Annotated in this window: 14 protein-coding genes, 3 tRNA genes and 1 pseudogene; 12 read left to right on the plus strand and 6 right to left on the minus strand. The window is 60.0% G+C overall.

Features of this window, described 5'->3' with window-relative positions:
* Positions 1 to 16 precede the first annotated feature (16 nt).
* The 3 genes from tatB to HZY77_RS01230 all read left to right on the plus strand — a co-directional run bounded on the left by tatB (position 17) and on the right by HZY77_RS01230 (position 2,663).
* Positions 17 to 496: a Sec-independent protein translocase protein TatB gene (tatB, locus tag HZY77_RS01220; protein ID WP_296817959.1), complete on the plus strand. Its 480-nt coding sequence runs from the start codon at positions 17 to 19 to the stop codon at positions 494 to 496.
* The gene (gene tatC, locus HZY77_RS01225) at positions 493 to 1,311 is read left to right on the plus strand and encodes a twin-arginine translocase subunit TatC (RefSeq protein ID WP_296817961.1); all 819 of its coding nucleotides are present in this window, start codon (positions 493 to 495) and stop codon (positions 1,309 to 1,311) included. The genes tatB and tatC overlap by 4 nt, the downstream gene beginning before the upstream one ends.
* A 149-nt stretch (positions 1,312 to 1,460) precedes the next feature.
* A complete protein-coding gene (locus HZY77_RS01230) occupies positions 1,461 to 2,663 on the plus strand; it encodes an ammonium transporter (RefSeq protein WP_296817962.1) in 1,203 nt (400 codons plus the stop codon).
* Between the two features lie 5 nt (positions 2,664 to 2,668).
* Here HZY77_RS01230 and HZY77_RS01235 read toward each other — a convergent pair whose 3' ends face one another.
* From HZY77_RS01235 to hpnC, 5 genes and pseudogenes are all read right to left on the minus strand, one after another.
* Complete coding sequence (locus HZY77_RS01235) at positions 2,669 to 3,904, minus strand: serine/threonine-protein kinase (RefSeq protein WP_296817964.1); 1,236 nt, start codon at positions 3,902 to 3,904, stop codon at positions 2,669 to 2,671.
* Positions 3,905 to 3,917: 13 nt separating this feature from the next.
* Positions 3,918 to 4,659: pseudogene (locus HZY77_RS01240) on the minus strand (SDR family NAD(P)-dependent oxidoreductase).
* A complete protein-coding gene (gene hpnE, locus HZY77_RS01245) occupies positions 4,656 to 5,843 on the minus strand; it encodes a hydroxysqualene dehydroxylase HpnE (protein ID WP_296817967.1) in 1,188 nt (395 codons plus the stop codon). Before hpnE ends, HZY77_RS01240 begins: the two are co-directional and overlap by 4 nt.
* Before the next feature lie 85 nt (positions 5,844 to 5,928).
* Positions 5,929 to 6,774: a presqualene diphosphate synthase HpnD gene (gene hpnD, locus HZY77_RS01250; RefSeq protein ID WP_296820774.1), complete on the minus strand. Its 846-nt coding sequence runs from the start codon at positions 6,772 to 6,774 to the stop codon at positions 5,929 to 5,931.
* Between the two features lie 2 nt (positions 6,775 to 6,776).
* Positions 6,777 to 7,589, minus strand: a complete 813-nt coding sequence (gene hpnC, locus HZY77_RS01255; RefSeq protein ID WP_296817969.1) for a squalene synthase HpnC — start codon at positions 7,587 to 7,589, stop codon at positions 6,777 to 6,779.
* 109 nt (positions 7,590 to 7,698) lie between these two features.
* Between hpnC and HZY77_RS01260 the strand changes: the two genes are divergently transcribed.
* From HZY77_RS01260 to HZY77_RS01300, 9 genes are all read left to right on the plus strand, one after another.
* Positions 7,699 to 7,781: transfer RNA gene (locus HZY77_RS01260), tRNA-Leu, on the plus strand.
* Between the two features lie 49 nt (positions 7,782 to 7,830).
* Positions 7,831 to 9,057: a trigger factor gene (gene tig / locus HZY77_RS01265; RefSeq protein ID WP_296817971.1), complete on the plus strand. Its 1,227-nt coding sequence runs from the start codon at positions 7,831 to 7,833 to the stop codon at positions 9,055 to 9,057.
* Positions 9,058 to 9,127: 70 nt separating this feature from the next.
* Positions 9,128 to 9,784, plus strand: a complete 657-nt coding sequence (gene clpP / locus HZY77_RS01270; RefSeq protein WP_296636709.1) for an ATP-dependent Clp endopeptidase proteolytic subunit ClpP — start codon at positions 9,128 to 9,130, stop codon at positions 9,782 to 9,784.
* A 13-nt stretch (positions 9,785 to 9,797) separates the two neighbouring features.
* Positions 9,798 to 11,072: an ATP-dependent Clp protease ATP-binding subunit ClpX gene (gene clpX / locus HZY77_RS01275; RefSeq protein ID WP_296817972.1), complete on the plus strand. Its 1,275-nt coding sequence runs from the start codon at positions 9,798 to 9,800 to the stop codon at positions 11,070 to 11,072.
* A gap of 117 nt (positions 11,073 to 11,189) precedes the next feature.
* Positions 11,190 to 13,607, plus strand: coding sequence for an endopeptidase La (gene lon / locus HZY77_RS01280; RefSeq protein WP_296817974.1), 2,418 nt, complete (start codon positions 11,190 to 11,192; stop codon positions 13,605 to 13,607).
* 146 nt (positions 13,608 to 13,753) lie between these two features.
* Entirely contained in the window at positions 13,754 to 14,026 is a 273-nt protein-coding gene (locus HZY77_RS01285; RefSeq protein WP_296636700.1) for an HU family DNA-binding protein, read from the plus strand.
* Positions 14,027 to 14,087: 61 nt separating this feature from the next.
* Positions 14,088 to 14,163: transfer RNA gene (locus tag HZY77_RS01290), tRNA-Val, on the plus strand.
* Between the two features lie 58 nt (positions 14,164 to 14,221).
* Positions 14,222 to 14,297, plus strand: a tRNA-Asp gene (locus HZY77_RS01295).
* Between the two features lie 160 nt (positions 14,298 to 14,457).
* Positions 14,458 to 16,353, plus strand: a complete 1,896-nt coding sequence (locus tag HZY77_RS01300) for a SurA N-terminal domain-containing protein (RefSeq protein WP_296817976.1) — start codon at positions 14,458 to 14,460, stop codon at positions 16,351 to 16,353.
* 64 nt (positions 16,354 to 16,417) lie between these two features.
* Here HZY77_RS01300 and fabI read toward each other — a convergent pair whose 3' ends face one another.
* A complete protein-coding gene (gene fabI, locus HZY77_RS01305; RefSeq protein ID WP_296817978.1) occupies positions 16,418 to 17,197 on the minus strand; it encodes an enoyl-ACP reductase FabI in 780 nt (259 codons plus the stop codon).
* Positions 17,198 to 17,234 lie beyond the last annotated feature (37 nt).

Here is a 17,234-nt window from a genome sequence, read left to right on the forward strand (position 1 = left end):
ACCCACAACACTTTCTATGTTCGATATCGGATTCTCTGAGCTCGTCGTCATCGGCGTGGTTGCGCTGATCGTCATCGGCCCGGAGCGGCTGCCCAAGGTCGCGCGTACGGCAGGGCACCTGTACGGCCGCCTGCAGCGTTATGTGTCGTCGGTCAAATCGGATATTGGCCGCGAGATCCAGCTTGATGAGTTTCGCCGTGCCGGCCAGAGTTTCAAGGAATCGGTCGAATCGGCCGCGTCGGGTGTCGAACAGCAGGCCACGGTGGTCGACGATTTTCTGCGCAAGGAAGCGAACAACGTCACCCAGGCTGTGACGGAGAGCGTGGCCAGTGTGAAATTCGCCGCCGTTGCGGAGCCTGCCTCGCAGCCACAGAGCGAAACCGAGCACGCGCTGCAGCAGAGCCTGCCGCTGGATGAGCCAGACCAGAATACCGGACGCGCGGCGCCGGCTTCGGCTGGGACGGTATCCAGCGAAAACGCGGGTAAATCTGCATGAGCGATACCGAAGACACCTTTATCTCGCATCTCATCGAAATGCGGGACCGGCTGCTGCGCGCGGTGCTTGCTGTCGTGATCATCTTTGTCTGCCTCTTCCCGTGGGCACAGGATATCTATGCGCTTCTCGCGCGTCCGCTTCTGGCGGCGCTGCCCAAAGGTGGGCAGATGATCGCCACCGAAATCACTACGCCGTTNTTTGTGCCGATGAAGGTCACCATGATGGCCGCCTTCCTGCTGGCCTTGCCGTGGGTGTTCTACCAGGCCTGGGCGTTCGTGGCGCCCGGGCTGTACCAACACGANAAACGCATCGGCGTCCCGTTGGTGATAGCCAGCGTCATTCTGTTCTTGACGGGTATGGCGTTCGCCTATTTTCTGGTGTTTCCGCTCGTGTTCCATTTCATTGTCAGCGTCACCCCTACTGGCGTGGCGGTGATGACCGATATTGGCAAATACCTCGATTTCGTGCTGACCATGTTCTTGGCCTTTGGCATCACGTTCGAGGTGCCGATTGCAGTGGTGCTGCTGGTCAAGATGGGCATGGTCTCGGTTGCCAAACTCCGCGAAATCCGACCGTATGTCATTGTCGGAGCGTTTGTCATCGGGGCGATCTTTACTCCGCCGGATGTCATTTCGCAATTCATGCTGGCGACGCCCCTGTGGATACTCTATGAACTGGGAATCATCGTCGCGGCCATGATCAGCAAGCCCAAACCCGAATCGGATTATTCGCCCATGTCCGATTCCGAAATGGATGACGAATTCGATCGTATCGAAGCAGGACAGGTTGATCCGGCATCTCGCAAGCAGGATTGACGCCCCATAAAAGAGCGCAATATTTCAAAATGCACCATTAGTGTGCGTAAATATTGTGTTGTCAATGCTTATTTCCTTTTGAATCAGATGCTTGATACATAGGAACGCAGTTTGCTTATTCCAGCCGGCATTCAATCGGGAGCTGGTGCATGGAAGCGTTGAAAACAGGCAGTGACGTGTTGTTCGTATTGCTGGGTGGCATCATGGTGCTGGCCATGCATGCAGGGTTTGCCTTTCTGGAGCTAGGCACCGTGCGCAAGAAGAATCAGGTCAATGCGCTGGTCAAGATCCTCACCGACTTCTCGGTGTCCACCATTGCCTATTTCTTCATCGGCTACAGCATCGCCTACGGTATCAGCTTCTTTTCCAGTGCGGAGGTGCTGTCCGCCAAAAATGGCTACGACCTGGTCAAATTCTTTTTCCTGCTGACCTTTGCGGCAGCCATCCCTGCCATCGTATCNGGGGGTATAGCCGAACGCGCACGCTTCAGCCCCCAACTGGCGGCTACCTTCGCTCTGGTCGGGTTGGTCTACCCGTTTTATGAGGGCATTGTCTGGAACGGCAACTACGGCATCCAGGACTGGCTGGCGGCGAGCGTCGGCGCCAAGTTTCATGACTTTGCGGGATCAGTGGTGGTGCACGCCGTNGGGGGCTGGATCGCCTTGCCGGCCGTGTTGTTGCTGGGCGCACGGCGTGGACGCTATACCAAGGATGGAATGATCTCCGCGCATCCGCCGTCCAATATTCCGTTCCTGGCGCTCGGTGCCTGGATTCTGACCGTAGGCTGGTTTGGCTTCAATGTGATGTCGGCACAGCTGATCGAGGCCGTGTCGGGCCTGGTGGCAGTAAACTCGCTGATGGCGATGGTGGGCGGCACGCTGACCGCCCTGGTGCTGGGCCGCAACGANCCGGGTTTCATCCATAACGGTCCGCTGGCCGGCCTGGTGGCCGTGTGTGCGGGCTCGGACCTGATGCATCCGCTTGGTGCCCTGGCCACAGGCGCGATCGCAGGCGCATTGTTCGTGTGGATGTTCATGGTGACCCAGAACAAGTGGAAGATCGATGACGTGCTCGGCGTATGGCCTTTGCACGGATTGTGCGGCGCATGGGGCGGGATCGCGGCCGGTATTTTCGGTGCCAAGGCACTGGGCGGGCTGGGCGGCGTCAGCCTGGTAGCGCAGTTGATCGGCACGCTGGGCGGCGTGACCGTCGCCGTGCTTGGCAGCCTGGTGGTGTATGGCCTGCTGAAACGGTTCGTGGGTTTGAGGCTGGATCCGGAGGCCGAGTTCAATGGCGCCGACCTCAGTATCCATAAAGTGTCGGCCACGGCGGAACGCGAGACCAACTGGTAACCGGCCTAGTTCTTCTGCTGTCGTTTCAGATAACGGCTGCGTTCTGCGCGTAGTTGTTCGAGCTGGCGATCGACCTGGACCACGTCGGGGTGCTGATTGGTGTACTTCAGCAGGAGCACGGTGCGCTTGATGCGCAGCTCAACCAGTTTCTTGTCGAGACCTGCGAGATAGGCATCCGATTCAGGGGGCGTGTTTGTCGTCGCATCGGACTCGGGCGGCGGTTGGTCTGCCGTGGTGTCATCGGTTGCGGGCGGGACCGCCTGCTGTACGGGGAGTTGGGGCGCGTGTGGGGGCGTTGCCAGGAAGTGCTCGATTACGATGATTCCGAGCCCGATCAGCAGGAATACGCCGATAGGTACGCCAAATGCAAGCACGCGCAACAGACGCGACACCCGGTTGGCAGACGGTACCGCTAGGGGCGAGGTCGCCGGAGTCGATGCCAATGACAATGCGTGGAAGGCGCTGACCAGCGTGCGGGCATCTGGCCGGGCTTCCGGCTTTTTGTTCAACATATGGGCCAGCAAACTGGCCAGGCCGGCCGATATTCTGGGGCGCAGGGTGGTGGCAGGTACCGGCGCTTCGTTGATGACCCGATAGACGATCGTGGGCAGGCTGTCGCCATCGAAGGCATAGTGGCCCGTCAGCATCTCGTACAGGACGGCGCCCAGCGAAANAATATCGGAACGCCCGTCCACTTCCCGCCCCATCGCCTGTTCCGGCGACATGTAGCGTGGCGAGCCAAGCATTTGCCCAGCCTGGGTGTGATCGCTGTTGACGAGATGGGCAATGCCGAAATCGGTCAATTTGATCTGCCCGCGTTTTCCGGTTACGACGACGTTGGCGGGCTTGATGTCGCGATGGATGACGCCGTGCTCGTGTGCGAATGCCATGGCTTCGGCCATCTGCATGGCGGTGTCGAGCGCCAGATCAAGCGGCATCGGCCCCTTGTCCATGAGATCGCGCAACGTCCTGCCGGGCAGGTATTCCATGGCGATATAGGCAAGCCCGTCGGCTTCGCCGACGTCGTAGATGGTCACGATATTGGGATGGGACAGGCGGCCGGCACTCTGCGCTTCACGCAAAANACGCGATTCCGCGTCGGCGCCTTCCTGCTGCAACTGGGCAATAGGCACCGTCTTGATGGCCACCGTTCGCTCGATCAGCGGATCGCGCGCCCGGTAGACTGTGCCCATCGCGCCCTGGCCGATTTCGTCGAGGATTTCGTAACGGCCGATTTTCATCACAACAGGAAAGTCAGGTCTGGCATTCCACGATCTGTCCGCGCACTGCGCGGCCGTCTTCGCCCATCAGATACAGATACCAGGGCATCAGATCGTCGACGCTGGGAAGAGTTTCGGGAGCAAGCCCGGGGTGAGTGCGCGCGCAAGGTCGTCGCCACCTGGCCGGGTATCAGGGTATTGATGCGCAGGTTTTCGTCCGAACTGAGTTCGTCGGCCCAGATGTGGGTAAGCGTTTCCAGGCCCGATTTCGCGATGGCATAGCCGCCCCAGTAGGCGCGGGGATGGTGGCCGTGGGTTTCGCCGGTGAATATGACCGAGGCATCCGACGCCTGCTGGAGCAGCGGCAGGCAGGCGCGGGTGAGCGCAAAGGGCGCGATCAGGTTGACCCGCATCAGGGTCTGCCACTGCTCCAGCGTTTGCAGGTGCAAGGGAGAGAGGTTGTAGAACTGATGGGCGCTGTGGAGCAAGCCGTCGAGCCGCTGCAGATGGTGCGTGATGGTGCCGGCGAGCGTTTCCAGGCTGCGGTCGTCGGCGACTGCAAGATCATACGGAAACATGGCGGGCTCGGGTCCGCCGGCGGCGACGATTTCGTCGTATACGGCTTCGAGTTTGGTTTCATCGCGTGCGAGCAGCGCGACAGTGGCGCCATGGCGCGCAAACGCCAGGCTGGCGGCGCGGCCTAGGCCGGAGCTTGCACCGGTGACGAGGATGACGCGGTCTGCGAGAAGATCGGGGCGAGGGAGATAGTCTTTCATAGCTGTTCGAGTAATGCGCCGGCCGATTGTACTCCGCTCTGTGTTGCGCTTTCGAGCGTGGCCGGATACGGCCCGGCAGTGTAATCGCCCGCCAGAAAAATGCGCGGGTGCGGGGTGTGGACGGGTGGGCGTGCCAATTCGGGCACGCAACTATAGGTTGCCTGTTTTTCGATGATGCGTTTGCGCCAGCGCGTAGGTCCGGGCTGGACGATCCGGCGCAACTGCGCTTCCGCCCGATCCAGCCAGTCAGCGGGCAGATTCGTGGCAGCGCTGGCCACGAACGCCAGCAAACCGGCCTGGCCATGGCTCTGGCCGCGATCGAACACAAACTGCGCCGGTCCGTTGGCCAGGGCGAACAGCGGCCTGGGCAGTCGGAAATCCGGATCGTATTGCATATAGGCAGTGGCAATGGGTTGATATTCATACCTTGCCACAGTATGACCAAGCGGCCCAAGCACCGGCACCTGCTTCGTCAGTGCGGGGAGATGTTGCGGTGCGACGGCCAGGATGACGTGGCTGAAGACGGACATGTCGCCCTGCGTACCCAGGGCGATGCTGTTCGGTGTGGCGTCGAGCGTGGTTACACGATGGCCCAGACGAAGGTCGCCACCGAGTTCGACCACCCGTGCGGCGGCCGGTGCGGGCAGCAGTGCTGTCAAATCGCGGCGCGGCAGTATCAGATCGCTATGGTGGGTACGTCCGCCGAATGCGGCGCGGACCACGCTGCGGAAAACCCGTGCGTCGGCCAGTTCGGGCGGGGTGTTGAGCGCGGACACGCACAAGGNGTGCCACAGCGCATTGCGCAATTTTTCCGGCTGCGTGCGGGTGAGTTGGCTGACTGTCAGCGGGGCTGGCGTTGCCGTGTCGCGCAGCATGGTGTGTGCCCAGTGCGCGGCGGCCAACTTCTCGCGCCAATTCAACCCGCGGGCACCGAGCAACCCCGCCAGCAAATGCAGCGGGGCGGGCAGGCGCGGGCAGGCAAGGCTGAACGCCTGCGGCTGTTCTAGGGTGAGCGGCAGACGCCACAGTGGTGTGACAGGATGCAGTCGTTCAATCAGTTGCAGCGATTGTTCGTACGCACCGAGCAGGATGTGCTGGCCGTTGTCGAGCGGCTGGCCTTCGAGTTCGANCGCGCGTGCGCGGCCACCCAGAATACGGCTGGCCTCGAACAGCGTGACGGCCACGCCGGCTTCGGCCAGTGTCAGGGCTGCCGAGCAGCCGGCCCAGCCGCCCCCACGACTGCGACACGGGGCTGGTCCAATTCAGTTGTCACGGAAACAGCCAGGTCTTGCTGGCAAGCCACAGTTTACGCAATGGCGTGAGCGAGACGCGCGCGCGCAAGACCGGGAATCCGGATTGCCGGATTTCGCTGAGCAGGGTGCGGTAGATTGCCGCCATGACCAGTCCGGGGCGCTGCGCACGCCGTGCGCCGGGAGGGAGTACGGCGAACGCACGACCATAGCAGGCCAGGGCACGTTCGTACTGGAACTGCATCAGGGCCTGAAATTCGGGCGTGTTGCGTCCGCTCAGCAGATCGGTTTCGTGTACGCCGAAACGTACCAGTTCGTCCTGCGGCAGATAGATGCGTCCGCGCCGCGCGTCTTCACCGACATCGCGGATGATGTTGGTGAGCTGGAACGCCAGCCCCAACTCGTGGGCGTAGCGGCGGATGTCGCGATCATGTTCGCCGCGCGTGCCGTCGAAGATCGATGCTGCGATTTCGCCGACCACACCGGCAACGCGATAGCAGTAGAGGTTGAGCGACTTGAAATCCGGGTAGCGTGTGTAGTCGAGATCCATCGCCATGCCGTCCACGACTTCCAGCAGCAAGGCCGGCGGGATGGCGCGGCCCTGCGGGGTGTCGAAGAGCGCGCGGGTTGCCGGGTGCTCCGGCGCGCCGTTGGCGAAACGGCCGATCTCGGCGCGCCACCAGTCGAGCTTGGCTTCGGCCACCTGGCGCTCGCGGCATTCGTCCACCACGTCGTCGAGTTCGCGGCACAGCGCATAGAACGCAGTGATCGCACGTCTTGGCTCGGGTGGCAGAAAGACGAAACTGTAATAGAAACTGGAGCCGCTCGCGGCGGCACGTTCCTGGCAATACTGGTGAACGTCCATATTCAAAACAGCCCGCGTCCGAGCATGATAAGCCAGTCCTNTTTGGTCAGTACCGGGCGATTGTGGAACACGCAGCTGGGATCGGCGTGCAATTTGCGCAGGATGGTTTCGCCGCCGCGGATGGTTACCCGCAGCTCGAGGCCGATGCGTCCCTTGAGCAGCCGACCGAGCGGCGCACCGGCCTGCAACATCTTTCGCGCGCGCTCGATCTGCTTGTGCAGCATCATGTGCCACAGGCCGTGCGTGTNCCCTCCGGCGATCTGTGCCTCGCTGACATGATGCGCCGCCAGTTCGTCCTGCGGCAGATACACGCGATCTTTCCGGTAATCGATTGCGATGTCCTGCAGGAAGTTGATCAGTTGCAGGCTGCTGCAGATGGCGTCGGAATAGGCCAGATGACGCGGATCGTGATCGCCGTACAGGTGCAGCATCAGGCGTCCCACCGGGTTGGCCGAGCGGCGGCAGTAGTCCATGACTTCGCCGAAATTGGCATAGCGCTNTTNTTCAACATCCTGTGCAAACGCTGACAGCAGGTCGCGGAACGGGGCCAACGGGATGGCATGCATGCGGATGGCTGCGGCCAGCGGGCCGAATACCGGATCGGTGGGTGTCTCGCCACGCTCGATGCGATTCAGTTCATCATGGTAGGCCGCGAGTTGGCGCAGCCGCTCGATTGGCGTGGAGGCGCCTTCGTCGGCGATGTCGTCCGCGCTGCGTGCAAACCGGTAGATGGCTTCCACCGGACGGCGCAGCCGTTTGGGCAGCAGCCAGGAGGCAACAGGGAAGTTTTCGTAGTGATCGACCGGCACCGGCAATAAAAAACGGAATGGGAATAATGACTTAGGCAGGATGCTGGGCGGGCTTGGGTGACAGCATCACTTTGATTATATTACACTTATCGGTTGATAGTTTTGCGGCCGAGCCGCGAGAGTGGCGGAATTGGTAGACGCACTGGATTTAGGTTCCAGCGCCGCAAGGCGTGGGGTTCGAGTCCCCCTTTCGCACCACAAGCTTATTGCCCTTCACCCAACCTCAATTCAGCCAGGAAGTATTTTGATGCAAGCAAATCTTGAAGTTCTCGAAGGACTGGTCCGTCGCCTGGACATCAGCGTGCCCATGGGGCAGTTGGAAACCGAGGTGCAAAATCGCCTCAAGCGTCTGGCACGCAGCGTCAAGATGGACGGTTTCCGCCCCGGCAAGGCGCCGTTGAGCGCGGTGGCGCGTCAGCATGGACCGGGCGTGCGTCAGGAAGTGCTGGGTGAGACCTTGCAGACGCGTTTCGGTGAAGCGGTACAGGCCCATCAACTGAAAATTGCGGGTTATCCCCATTTCGAACCGAAGACGGGGCAGGCCGACACAACGGAAATGACCTTCAGTGCCAGTTTTGAGGTCTATCCTGAAGTGAAGATCGGCGACTTGAGCACCGGCAAGATGAGCAAGCCCGTGGTGAACCTGAGCGACGCCGATGTCGCCAAGACATTGGAAGTCCTGCAAAAGCAGCGCCGTACGTTTGAGTCGGCGGATCGGGCTGCTGCGGAAGGCGATCTGGTCAAATTCGACTATCAGGGCACGGTCGATGGCGCGGCATTCGAGGGCGGCAAGGGCGACGATTTTGCCGCCGTGATCGGCGAAGGCCGTTTGCTGAAGGATTTCGAACAGAGTCTGACCGGCCTCAAGGCAGGGGACAGCAAGGGCTTCGACGTGACCTTCCCCACCGAGTATGCTGCCAAGGAGCTTGCGGGCAAGGTGGCGCATTTCGAGGTGCAGGTCAAGGACGTGCAGGCACCGGCGTTGCCACCGATTGATGCGGAATTCGCCAAGGCGCTGGGGGTCGAAGACGGAGACGTGGAGAAACTCAAGGCCGAGGTGAAATCCAATCTGGAGCGTGAAGCGAAACGTCGCGTACAGACGAAACTGAAAGAGCAGGCGATGGAGCTGCTGCTGCAGACAAGTACGCTGGATCTGCCGCAGAGCCTTGTTGTCATGGAAACCGAGCGCCTGATGAAAATGACCGAGGCAGATATGCAGTCGCGCGGGGTTCAGACCATGAAGCTCTCTGCCGATATGTTTACTGGACAGGCAGAACGTCGCGTGCGTCTAGGCCTGATCCTGGCCGAGATCGTGCAGGCGCACAAGCTGGTGGCCCAGCCCGAGCAGATTCGCAATCTGATCCAGGAACAGGCGCAGAGCTACGAGGAACCGGAGCAGGTTGTGCAGTGGTATTACAGAGCCCGGAACGGATGCAGGAGATCGAGTCCCTGGCGCTGGAAGAGAATGTGGTAGCATGGGTCGCAGGTCAGGCCCAAGTGGAAGACGTGACAACCTCTTTTGAAGAATTGATGGGACGTGCCTGATGCGTATTGATTTTGAACACGGTATTTCCAATTCGCAGCCCTTCGAGCCGCAGGGTTTAGGGCTGGTGCCCATGGTCGTCGAGCAAAGCGGCCGTGGCGAGCGCGCTTACGATATCTACTCGCGCCTGCTCAAGGAACGGGTGATTTTCCTGGTAGGCCCGGTGAATGACGCGACGGCCAACCTGGTGGTTGCGCAGATGCTGTTCCTGGAGTCGGAAAACCCCGACAAGGACATCTATTTCTACATCAATTCCCCAGGCGGTTCGGTTTCGGCGGGACTGGCGATCTACGATACGATGCAGTTCATCAAGCCGGACGTGTCCACCTTGTGCATCGGTCAGGCGGCTAGCATGGGCGCCTTCCTGTTGACTGCGGGCGCCAAGGGCAAACGCTACTGTCTGCCGAACTCGCGCGTGATGATTCACCAGCCGTTAGGCGGCTTCCAGGGACAGGCATCGGACATCGAAATCCACGCCAAGGAAATCCTCTATCTGAAGGCGCGTCTCAACGACATGCTGGCCAAGCACACCGGGCAGAGCATGGACGTGATCGAACGTGACACGGATCGTGACAATTTCATGAGTGCGGAACAGTCAGTGAAGTACGGGCTGGTCGACAAGGTGCTGACCAGCCGCATTGAGGCATCAGGCAATTAAGCAAGGAACTGGCATGGCGGACAAAGGCTCGGGCGACAAACTTTTATACTGCTCCTTCTGCGGCAAAAGCCAGCATGAAGTACGCAAGCTGATTGCTGGGCCGTCAGTATTCATCTGCGATGAATGCGTCGAGCTGTGCAACGACATCATCCGCGAGGAAATCCAGCAGGCGGACAACCAAAAGGGCGGTGCAGGTTCCGATCTGCCTACGCCGCACGAGATCAGCGGCATTCTGGATCAGTATGTGATTGGCCANGAGCCAGGCGAAAAAGCGCTGGCGGTGGCGGTTTATAATCACTACAAGCGTCTGCGCAGCAATTCGAGCACGGGCGAGGTGGAACTGGCCAAGAGCAACATCCTGCTGATCGGACCGACCGGCTCAGGCAAAACCCTGCTCGCGCAAACACTGGCGCGACTGCTGAATGTGCCCTTCGTGATCGCCGACGCGACCACGCTGACTGAAGCCGGCTACGTCGGCGAGGATGTCGAGAACATCATCCAGAAGCTGCTGCAGAAATGTGATTACGATGTCGACAAGGCCAAGCAAGGTATTGTTTACATTGATGAAATAGACAAGATTTCGCGCAAGGCCGACAACCCCTCAATCACCCGCGACGTCTCGGGCGAAGGGGTGCAGCAGGCCCTGCTGAAGTTGATCGAAGGCACCACCGCTTCGGTGCCGCCACAGGGCGGGCGCAAGCACCCGAATCAGGAATTCGTGCAGGTCGACACCAGCAATATTCTATTCATCTGCGGCGGCGCGTTCAGCGGATTGGAAAAGGTCATCCGCGGCCGTACCGAGAAAGGTGGTATCGGCTTCGGTGCGCAAGTCAAGAATGTGGACGAGACCAAGCGCGATGTCGAATTGCTGCATCAGGTCGAACCCGAAGATCTCATCAAATACGGCCTGATTCCCGAATTTGTCGGACGTTTGCCGGTTGTTGCGACTTTGGACGAGTTGGATGAGGCTGCCTTGGTTCAGATTCTGACCGAGCCGAAGAATGCGTTGACCAAGCAATTCATCAAACTTTTCAAGATGGAAGGCGTCGAGCTGGAGTTCCGGGAGGATGCGTTGAACGCCATTGCCAAGCGCGCACTGGCGCGTCGTACCGGCGCGCGCGGTTTGCGTTCGATCATCGAGCATTCCCTGCTCGACACGATGTATGACCTGCCTTCCCTCAAAGGGGTCAGCAAAGTGGTGGTGGACAACGGCCTGATCAGCGGCGACGGCAAGCCCTTGCTGATCTACTCCGATCAGGACGAGCGGCCGCTGGCTGCCGGAGCCTAAACCCAGATGGCTGATAGGGAACCTGTCAGCCATCTTGAATTCCAAACTATGCCCCCAATTGAGGATGAGCGTGGNTTGAGTGCCGCGCATCCTTTCCTTAACCCTTACCAGGAAATCATGATGAGCGACAACATATCCAAGGAACAGATCGACCTGCCGCTGTTGCCGCTTAGGGACGTGGTGGTATTNCCCCATATGGTCATCCCGTTGTTTGTCGGCCGCCCCAAATCGATCAAGGCGCTGGAAACCTCGATGGAGTCCGGCAAGAGCATCCTGCTGGTCGCGCAAAAGACCGCCGCACAGGATGATCCCACGCCCGAGGACCTCTACGACACCGGCAGTGTGGCCACCGTGCTGCAGATGCTGAAGCTGCCCGATGGCACGGTCAAGGTGCTGGTCGAGGGTAACCAGCGCGCCCGCGTGCTGGAAGTAACCGATGCCGGGACACATCTGGCCGCGCGTGCCGAAATCCTGCCCGCCGAGGGAGAGGAACTGGTGGAAGTGGAAGCCATGCGTCGCGCCTTGCTGACGCAGTTTGACCAGTACGTCAAACTGAACAAGAAGATTCCGCCTGAAATCCTGACATCGCTGTCGGGCATCGACGAGGGCGGCCGCCTGGCCGATACCATCGTTGCGCACCTGCCGCTGAAACTGGAACAGAAGCAGGAAGTGCTGGAGATGATCGGGGTCAACAAACGCCTTGAACATCTGCTCGGCCTGCTGGAAGGCGAGCTCGACATCCTTCAGGTGGAGAAGCGCATCCGCGGCCGTGTCAAACGGCAAATGGAGAAGAGCCAGCGCGAGTACTACCTGAACGAACAGGTCAAGGCGATCCAGAAGGAACTCGGCGACATCGAGGAAGGCGCCGAACTGGAAGAGCTGGAGAAGCGCATCAAGACGGCCAGCATGTCCAAGGAGGCCGAAGCCAAGGCCATGGGCGAGCTGAAGAAGCTGAAGATGATGTCGCCGATGTCGGCCGAAGCCACCGTCATTCGCAGCTATATCGAAGCGATGGTCGGCCTACCCTGGAAGAAGAAAACCAAGATCAGCAAGGATCTGGTGAAAGCCGAGAAAATCCTCGACCAGGATCATTACGGCCTCGACAAGGTCAAGGAACGCATTCTGGAATACCTCGCCGTGCAGCAGCGCGTGGACAAGGTGAAAGCGCCGATCCTGTGCCTGGTGGGGCCGCCTGGCGTCGGCAAGACCTCGCTCGGCCAATCGATTGCGCGTGCGACCAATCGCAAGTTCGTACGCATGGCGCTGGGTGGCGTACGTGACGAGTCCGAGATCCGCGGACACCGTCGCACCTACATCGGTTCGATGCCGGGCAAGATCCTGCAAAGCCTGACCAAGGTCGGGGTGAAGAATCCGCTGTTCCTGCTCGATGAAGTCGACAAGATGGGACAGGACTTCCGCGGCGATCCGTCGTCGGCGCTGCTGGAAGTGCTCGATCCCGAGCAGAACCACACCTTCCAGGATCACTACATCGAAGTCGAGTACGACTTGTCGGATGTGATGTTCGTCGCCACGGCCAACTCGCTCAATCTGCCTGCGCCCTTGCTCGACCGCATGGAAGTGATTCGTCTGTCGGGGTATACCGAGGACGAGAAGATCAACATTGCCGAGCGCTACCTGGTGCCCAAGCAGTTGAAGGTCAACGGCATCAAGGAGGGCGAACTCGCCATTGCCGAATCGGCCATCCGCGACATCGTGCGTTACTACACGCGTGAAGCCGGCGTGCGCAGCCTGGAGCGCGAAATCTCCAAGGTCTGCCGCAAGGCCGTCAAGGCCCTGCTGCTGAAGAAGCAGAGCAGCAAGATCTCGGTCACTTCGCGCAATCTGGAGAAGTATCTCGGCGTACGGCGTTTCAGTTTCGGTATTGCGGAGATGAACAACCAGGTGGGACAGGTGACAGGGCTGGCCTGGACCGAGGTGGGCGGCGAACTGCTGACCATTGAGGCGGTGTCGCTGCCTGGGCGCGGCAAGATGACCACGACCGGCAAGCTTGGCGAAGTGATGCAGGAATCGATTCAGGCTGCGCTGTCCGTGGTGCGTTCGCGTGCCCGCAAACTGGGGATACAGGAAGACTTCTACCAGAAGCGCGACATCCACATCCACCTGCCGGAAGGTGCGACACCNAAAGACGGTCCGTCCGCCGGCATCGCAATCTGCACCTCGATGGTGTCGATCCTCACCGGAATCCCCGTGCGGGCCGATGTCGCCATGACCGGAGAGATCACGCTGCGGGGCGAAGTATTGCCGATCGGCGGCCTGAAGGAGAAGCTGCTGGCGGCACATCGCGGCGGCATCAAGACGGTGCTGATCCCGCAGGAAAACGTCAAGGATCTGACCGAGATTCCGGACAACATCAAGAACAAGCTCGACATTCACCCGGTCAAGTGGATAGACCAGGTTCTTGAATTGGCGCTGGAACATGCGCCCGAGCCTTTGCAGGATGAACCTGAAGCGGACGCGCCGGCAATTGCCGTGCCGGAAGAAGACGGTACCGCCGCCGCGGCGCTCAAACACTAGGTATTTTCTGACCACTCGTCCGAATCCCGCGCCAGTCGCGGGATTTTTTGGAGACTGCCCGGAAACCGCTTGACACAAGGTTTTGCGGGTTGCTATAAAAGCGGCCACAGGGTTTTCCTGTGCCACTTGAGTGAAGGGGATAACACGTGAACAAATCCGAATTGATTGACGCCATCGCTGACTCGGCTGACATTTCCAAAGCGGCTGCGGGTCGTGCGCTGGACGCAACGGTCGAGGCAGTCAAGAAAGCGCTGAAGAAGGGTGACATGGTGACGCTGGTGGGTTTTGGCAGCTTCTACGTGGGTAAGCGTGCCGCACGTACTGGCCGTAATCCGCGTACCGGCGCAAGCATCAAGATCAAAGCCGCGAAAGTGCCGAAGTTCCGTGCCGGCAAGGGCCTGAAAGACGCCATCAATTAATAATAAAGTCCGCGGGTGCTTGGCAGGGTCGAAAAAATGTTGTAGAATTTTGGTCTTTGTCGGGTGCTTAGCTCAGCTGGTAGAGCGTCGCCCTTACAAGGCGAATGTCGGGGGTTCGAACCCCTCAGCACCCACCAGCCGGGTAAGAGAAAAATAAGCGGTCGAGTACTAGGCAGTCAGTTTTTAGCAACACAAGGAGTGGTAGTTCAGTTGGTTAGAATACCGGCCTGTCACGCCGGGGTCGCGGGTTCGAGTCCCGTCCACTCCGCCAACATCAAAAAGGCGAACGCGAGTTCGCCTTTTTCATTGCATTCCATGTCCTGGATTTTCTCGTACTCCATTCATGGCAACCATATTTAATCGCAACGGGGCGAGACGCGAAGCGCAAAGTGCGCGAAAATCCGCGCTGACGTTTTTCGGAGTAAAAGACCGTGCTCGAAGCAATCCGCAAGCATGCACAGGGTTGGCTGGCCAAAGCCATACTGGCCTTGATTGCAATCACCTTCGCCCTGTTCGGCGTGGACTCCTACATGAGGGGCGACAAAAGCGGCGGCATGGTCGCCGAGGTTGGCGATGTGGGAATTTCGCGTGAAGAACTGACACGGGAAATCCAGGCGCAGACCGATCGCATGCGCGGGGCGCTTGGCGCTGCGTTCGATCCCGCAGTCCCGGAGCGCGCCGATTTCCGCAAACAGGTGCTCGACAGCCTGATCGAACGCAAGGCCTTGTTGCTGGATGCGCANAAAAACAAATTCCTGGCGCCCGATGCGTATCTTGCCTCCGTGCTCGCACAGATTCCGGCGTTCCAGCAGGACGGCAAATTCTCCCAGCAGCGTTATGAAGCGGTCTTGCGCCAGAATGGCCGCACACCGGCAGCCTTTGAAAACGAGTTGCGCCAGGGATTCATGCTGGATGTCGTGGCCAGTCCGGTGACGCTCGCGGCCTTTCCGTCGAATACGTCGCTGACGCAGATTGCGCGCCTGGTCTCGCAACAGCGTGAAATCGCCTGGGCCGATCTGCCGGCCTCCACCGTGGCTTCGGACGTCAAGGTCACGCAAGCCGACGTGGAACGTGATTACGCGGCCCACAAAGCCGAATTTACCGAGCCTGAACAGATCCGCGCCGAATATCTGGTGCTGGACAAGACCAGCGTGGCGGCCGGTATCGCGGTGAGCGACAAGGAAGTAGCCGACTACTATGCGGCCAATGCGACGAAGTTTGGGCGGCCTGAACAACGCAGTGCAAGCCACATCCTGATTGCGGTGGATAAGAATGCCGACGCCGCAACGCGCGCCAAGGCCAAGGCCAAGGCGACCGAGCTGGTTCAGATCCTGCAGAAATCGCCGGAACGCTTTGCCGAACTGGCACGCACCGAGTCGCAGGATCCGGGCTCGGCCGCACAGGATGGCAGCCTGGGGAGCTTTGCTCGCGGCATGATGGTCAAGCCTTTCGAGGATGCCGTATTCAGCATGAAGCCCCACGAAATCCGGGGACCGGTCGAAAGCGATTTCGGTTATCACATCATCCGGCTGGATGGCATCCAGCCTGCCAAGCTGGCGCCGCTGAACGAGGTACGTGCCGAGGTCGTCGATGAACTGCGCAAGCAGCAGGCGCAAAAGGTCTTTGCAGATCTGGCTGACAACTTCGGCAACCTGGTCTATGAAAACGCGCAGTCCCTGCAACCTGCCGCTACAGCAGCCAAGCTCAGCATCAGGCAGAGCGACTGGATGAGCGTCAAGACGGCGCCGCCCCCATTCAACAATGCCACGTTATCGGCCGCCCTGTTCAGCCCCGATTCGATCAAGTCGAAGCAGAACACCGAAGCCATCGAGGTGCAACCCGGTATGCTGGTGGCGGCGCGGGTAATCGATCATCGGCCGGCCCGGCTGCGTCCGTTGACAGAAGTATCCGCGGCGATCGAGACCAGGCTGCGTGCCGAGCAGAGCGCTAAGCTGTTGGCCCAGAAGGGCGAGGCGACCATCAAGACGCTTGAAAAGGGCAATGAAGCGGGTTTGAACTGGTCGGCGTTCAAGGTGGTGGGGCGTCAGCCGTTTGCCGAGCTGGATGCAGCCGGCATCCAAGCGGTATTCCGGGCGAATACCGACAAGCTGCCGGCCTACACGGGGTTCGCACGGCCAGATGGCTCATATCGGATCGTGCGGATCAGTCGCGTGGTGGAGGCGGGCACACCGGATCCTGCGTTGCTGGCGTCGGTCTCCTTCGGCGTGACGCAGGCGCAGCAGCGCGCGGACATGAAGGCGATGCTGGCATTGATCACTGCAGGCCAGAAAGTCAAAATCCAGCCGAATGCGATCGAAGGTAGATGACGCGCGGTTGTATGGCAATAAAAAACGCGCCTTGTGCGCGTTTTTATTGGTCCACGGGGCGGGATTATTCTGCGCCTGCGGTCGAGTTGAACCCGGCGTCGACATAGGTGATTTCGCCTGTAATCCCCGACGCCAGATCGGATAGCAGGAAGGCTGCAGCATTGCCGACCTCTTCTATCGTCACGTTGCGGCGGAGGGGCGCATTCTGGGCGACGAGGTCGAGCTTCTCGCCGAAGTTGGCGATGCCGCTGCCGGCCAGCGTCTTGATCGGACCGGCCGACACCGCGTTGACGCGGATACCCTTGGGTCCCAGGCTTTGTGCCATGTAGTACACGTTGGATTCCAGGCTGGCCTTGGCCAGGCCCATGACGTTGTAGTTGGGGACCGATCGGATCGCACCCAGATAGGACAGGGTCAGCAGCGCTGCCTTGCGGCCTTCCAGCATGGGCAAGGCAGCCTTGGCCAATGCGGCAAAGCTGTAGGAACTGATGTCGTGGGCAATGCGGAAGTTTTCCCGGGTGACAGCGGAAAGAAAGTCGCCGGCCAGGGCCTCCTTTGGCGCAAACGCGATCGAATGAACCAGGCCGTCGAAGCCGTCCCAGTGTTTGCCGAGTTCCGCGAACAGTGCGTCGATCTGCTCGTCGCTGCCGACGTCGCAGGGAAACACCAGGCTGGAGCCGAATTCCTTGGCAAAATCGGTCACGCGATCCTTGATGCGATCACCTTGATAAGTGAAGGCCAGTTCGGCGCCTTCGCGCTTGCATGCCGAGGCGATACCGTAGGCGATGGAGCGGTTGGATATCACGCCGGTGATCAGCAAACGTTTTCCTGCAAGAAATCCCATGATGGTCTCGAAGAGTTGAGTTGCCCCGGATTATAAC

Origin of the sequence: Thiobacillus sp. (assembly GCF_013693775.1) — a bacterium.
Classification (GTDB): domain Bacteria; phylum Pseudomonadota; class Gammaproteobacteria; order Burkholderiales; family Thiobacillaceae; genus Thiobacillus.

Bases quoted from the DNA above. Each gene is read 5' to 3' on its own strand.
- hpnD (WP_296820774.1), bottom strand. From the start codon at position 6,774: ATGGACGTTCACCAGTATTGCCAGGAACGTGCCGCCGCGAGCGGCTCC.
- tatB (WP_296817959.1), top strand. From the start codon at position 17: ATGTTCGATATCGGATTCTCTGAGCTCGTCGTCATCGGCGTGGTTGCG.
- fabI (WP_296817978.1), bottom strand. From the start codon at position 17,197: ATGGGATTTCTTGCAGGAAAACGTTTGCTGATCACCGGCGTGATATCC.
- tig (WP_296817971.1), top strand. From the start codon at position 7,831: ATGCAAGCAAATCTTGAAGTTCTCGAAGGACTGGTCCGTCGCCTGGAC.
- clpP (WP_296636709.1), top strand. From the start codon at position 9,128: ATGCGTATTGATTTTGAACACGGTATTTCCAATTCGCAGCCCTTCGAG.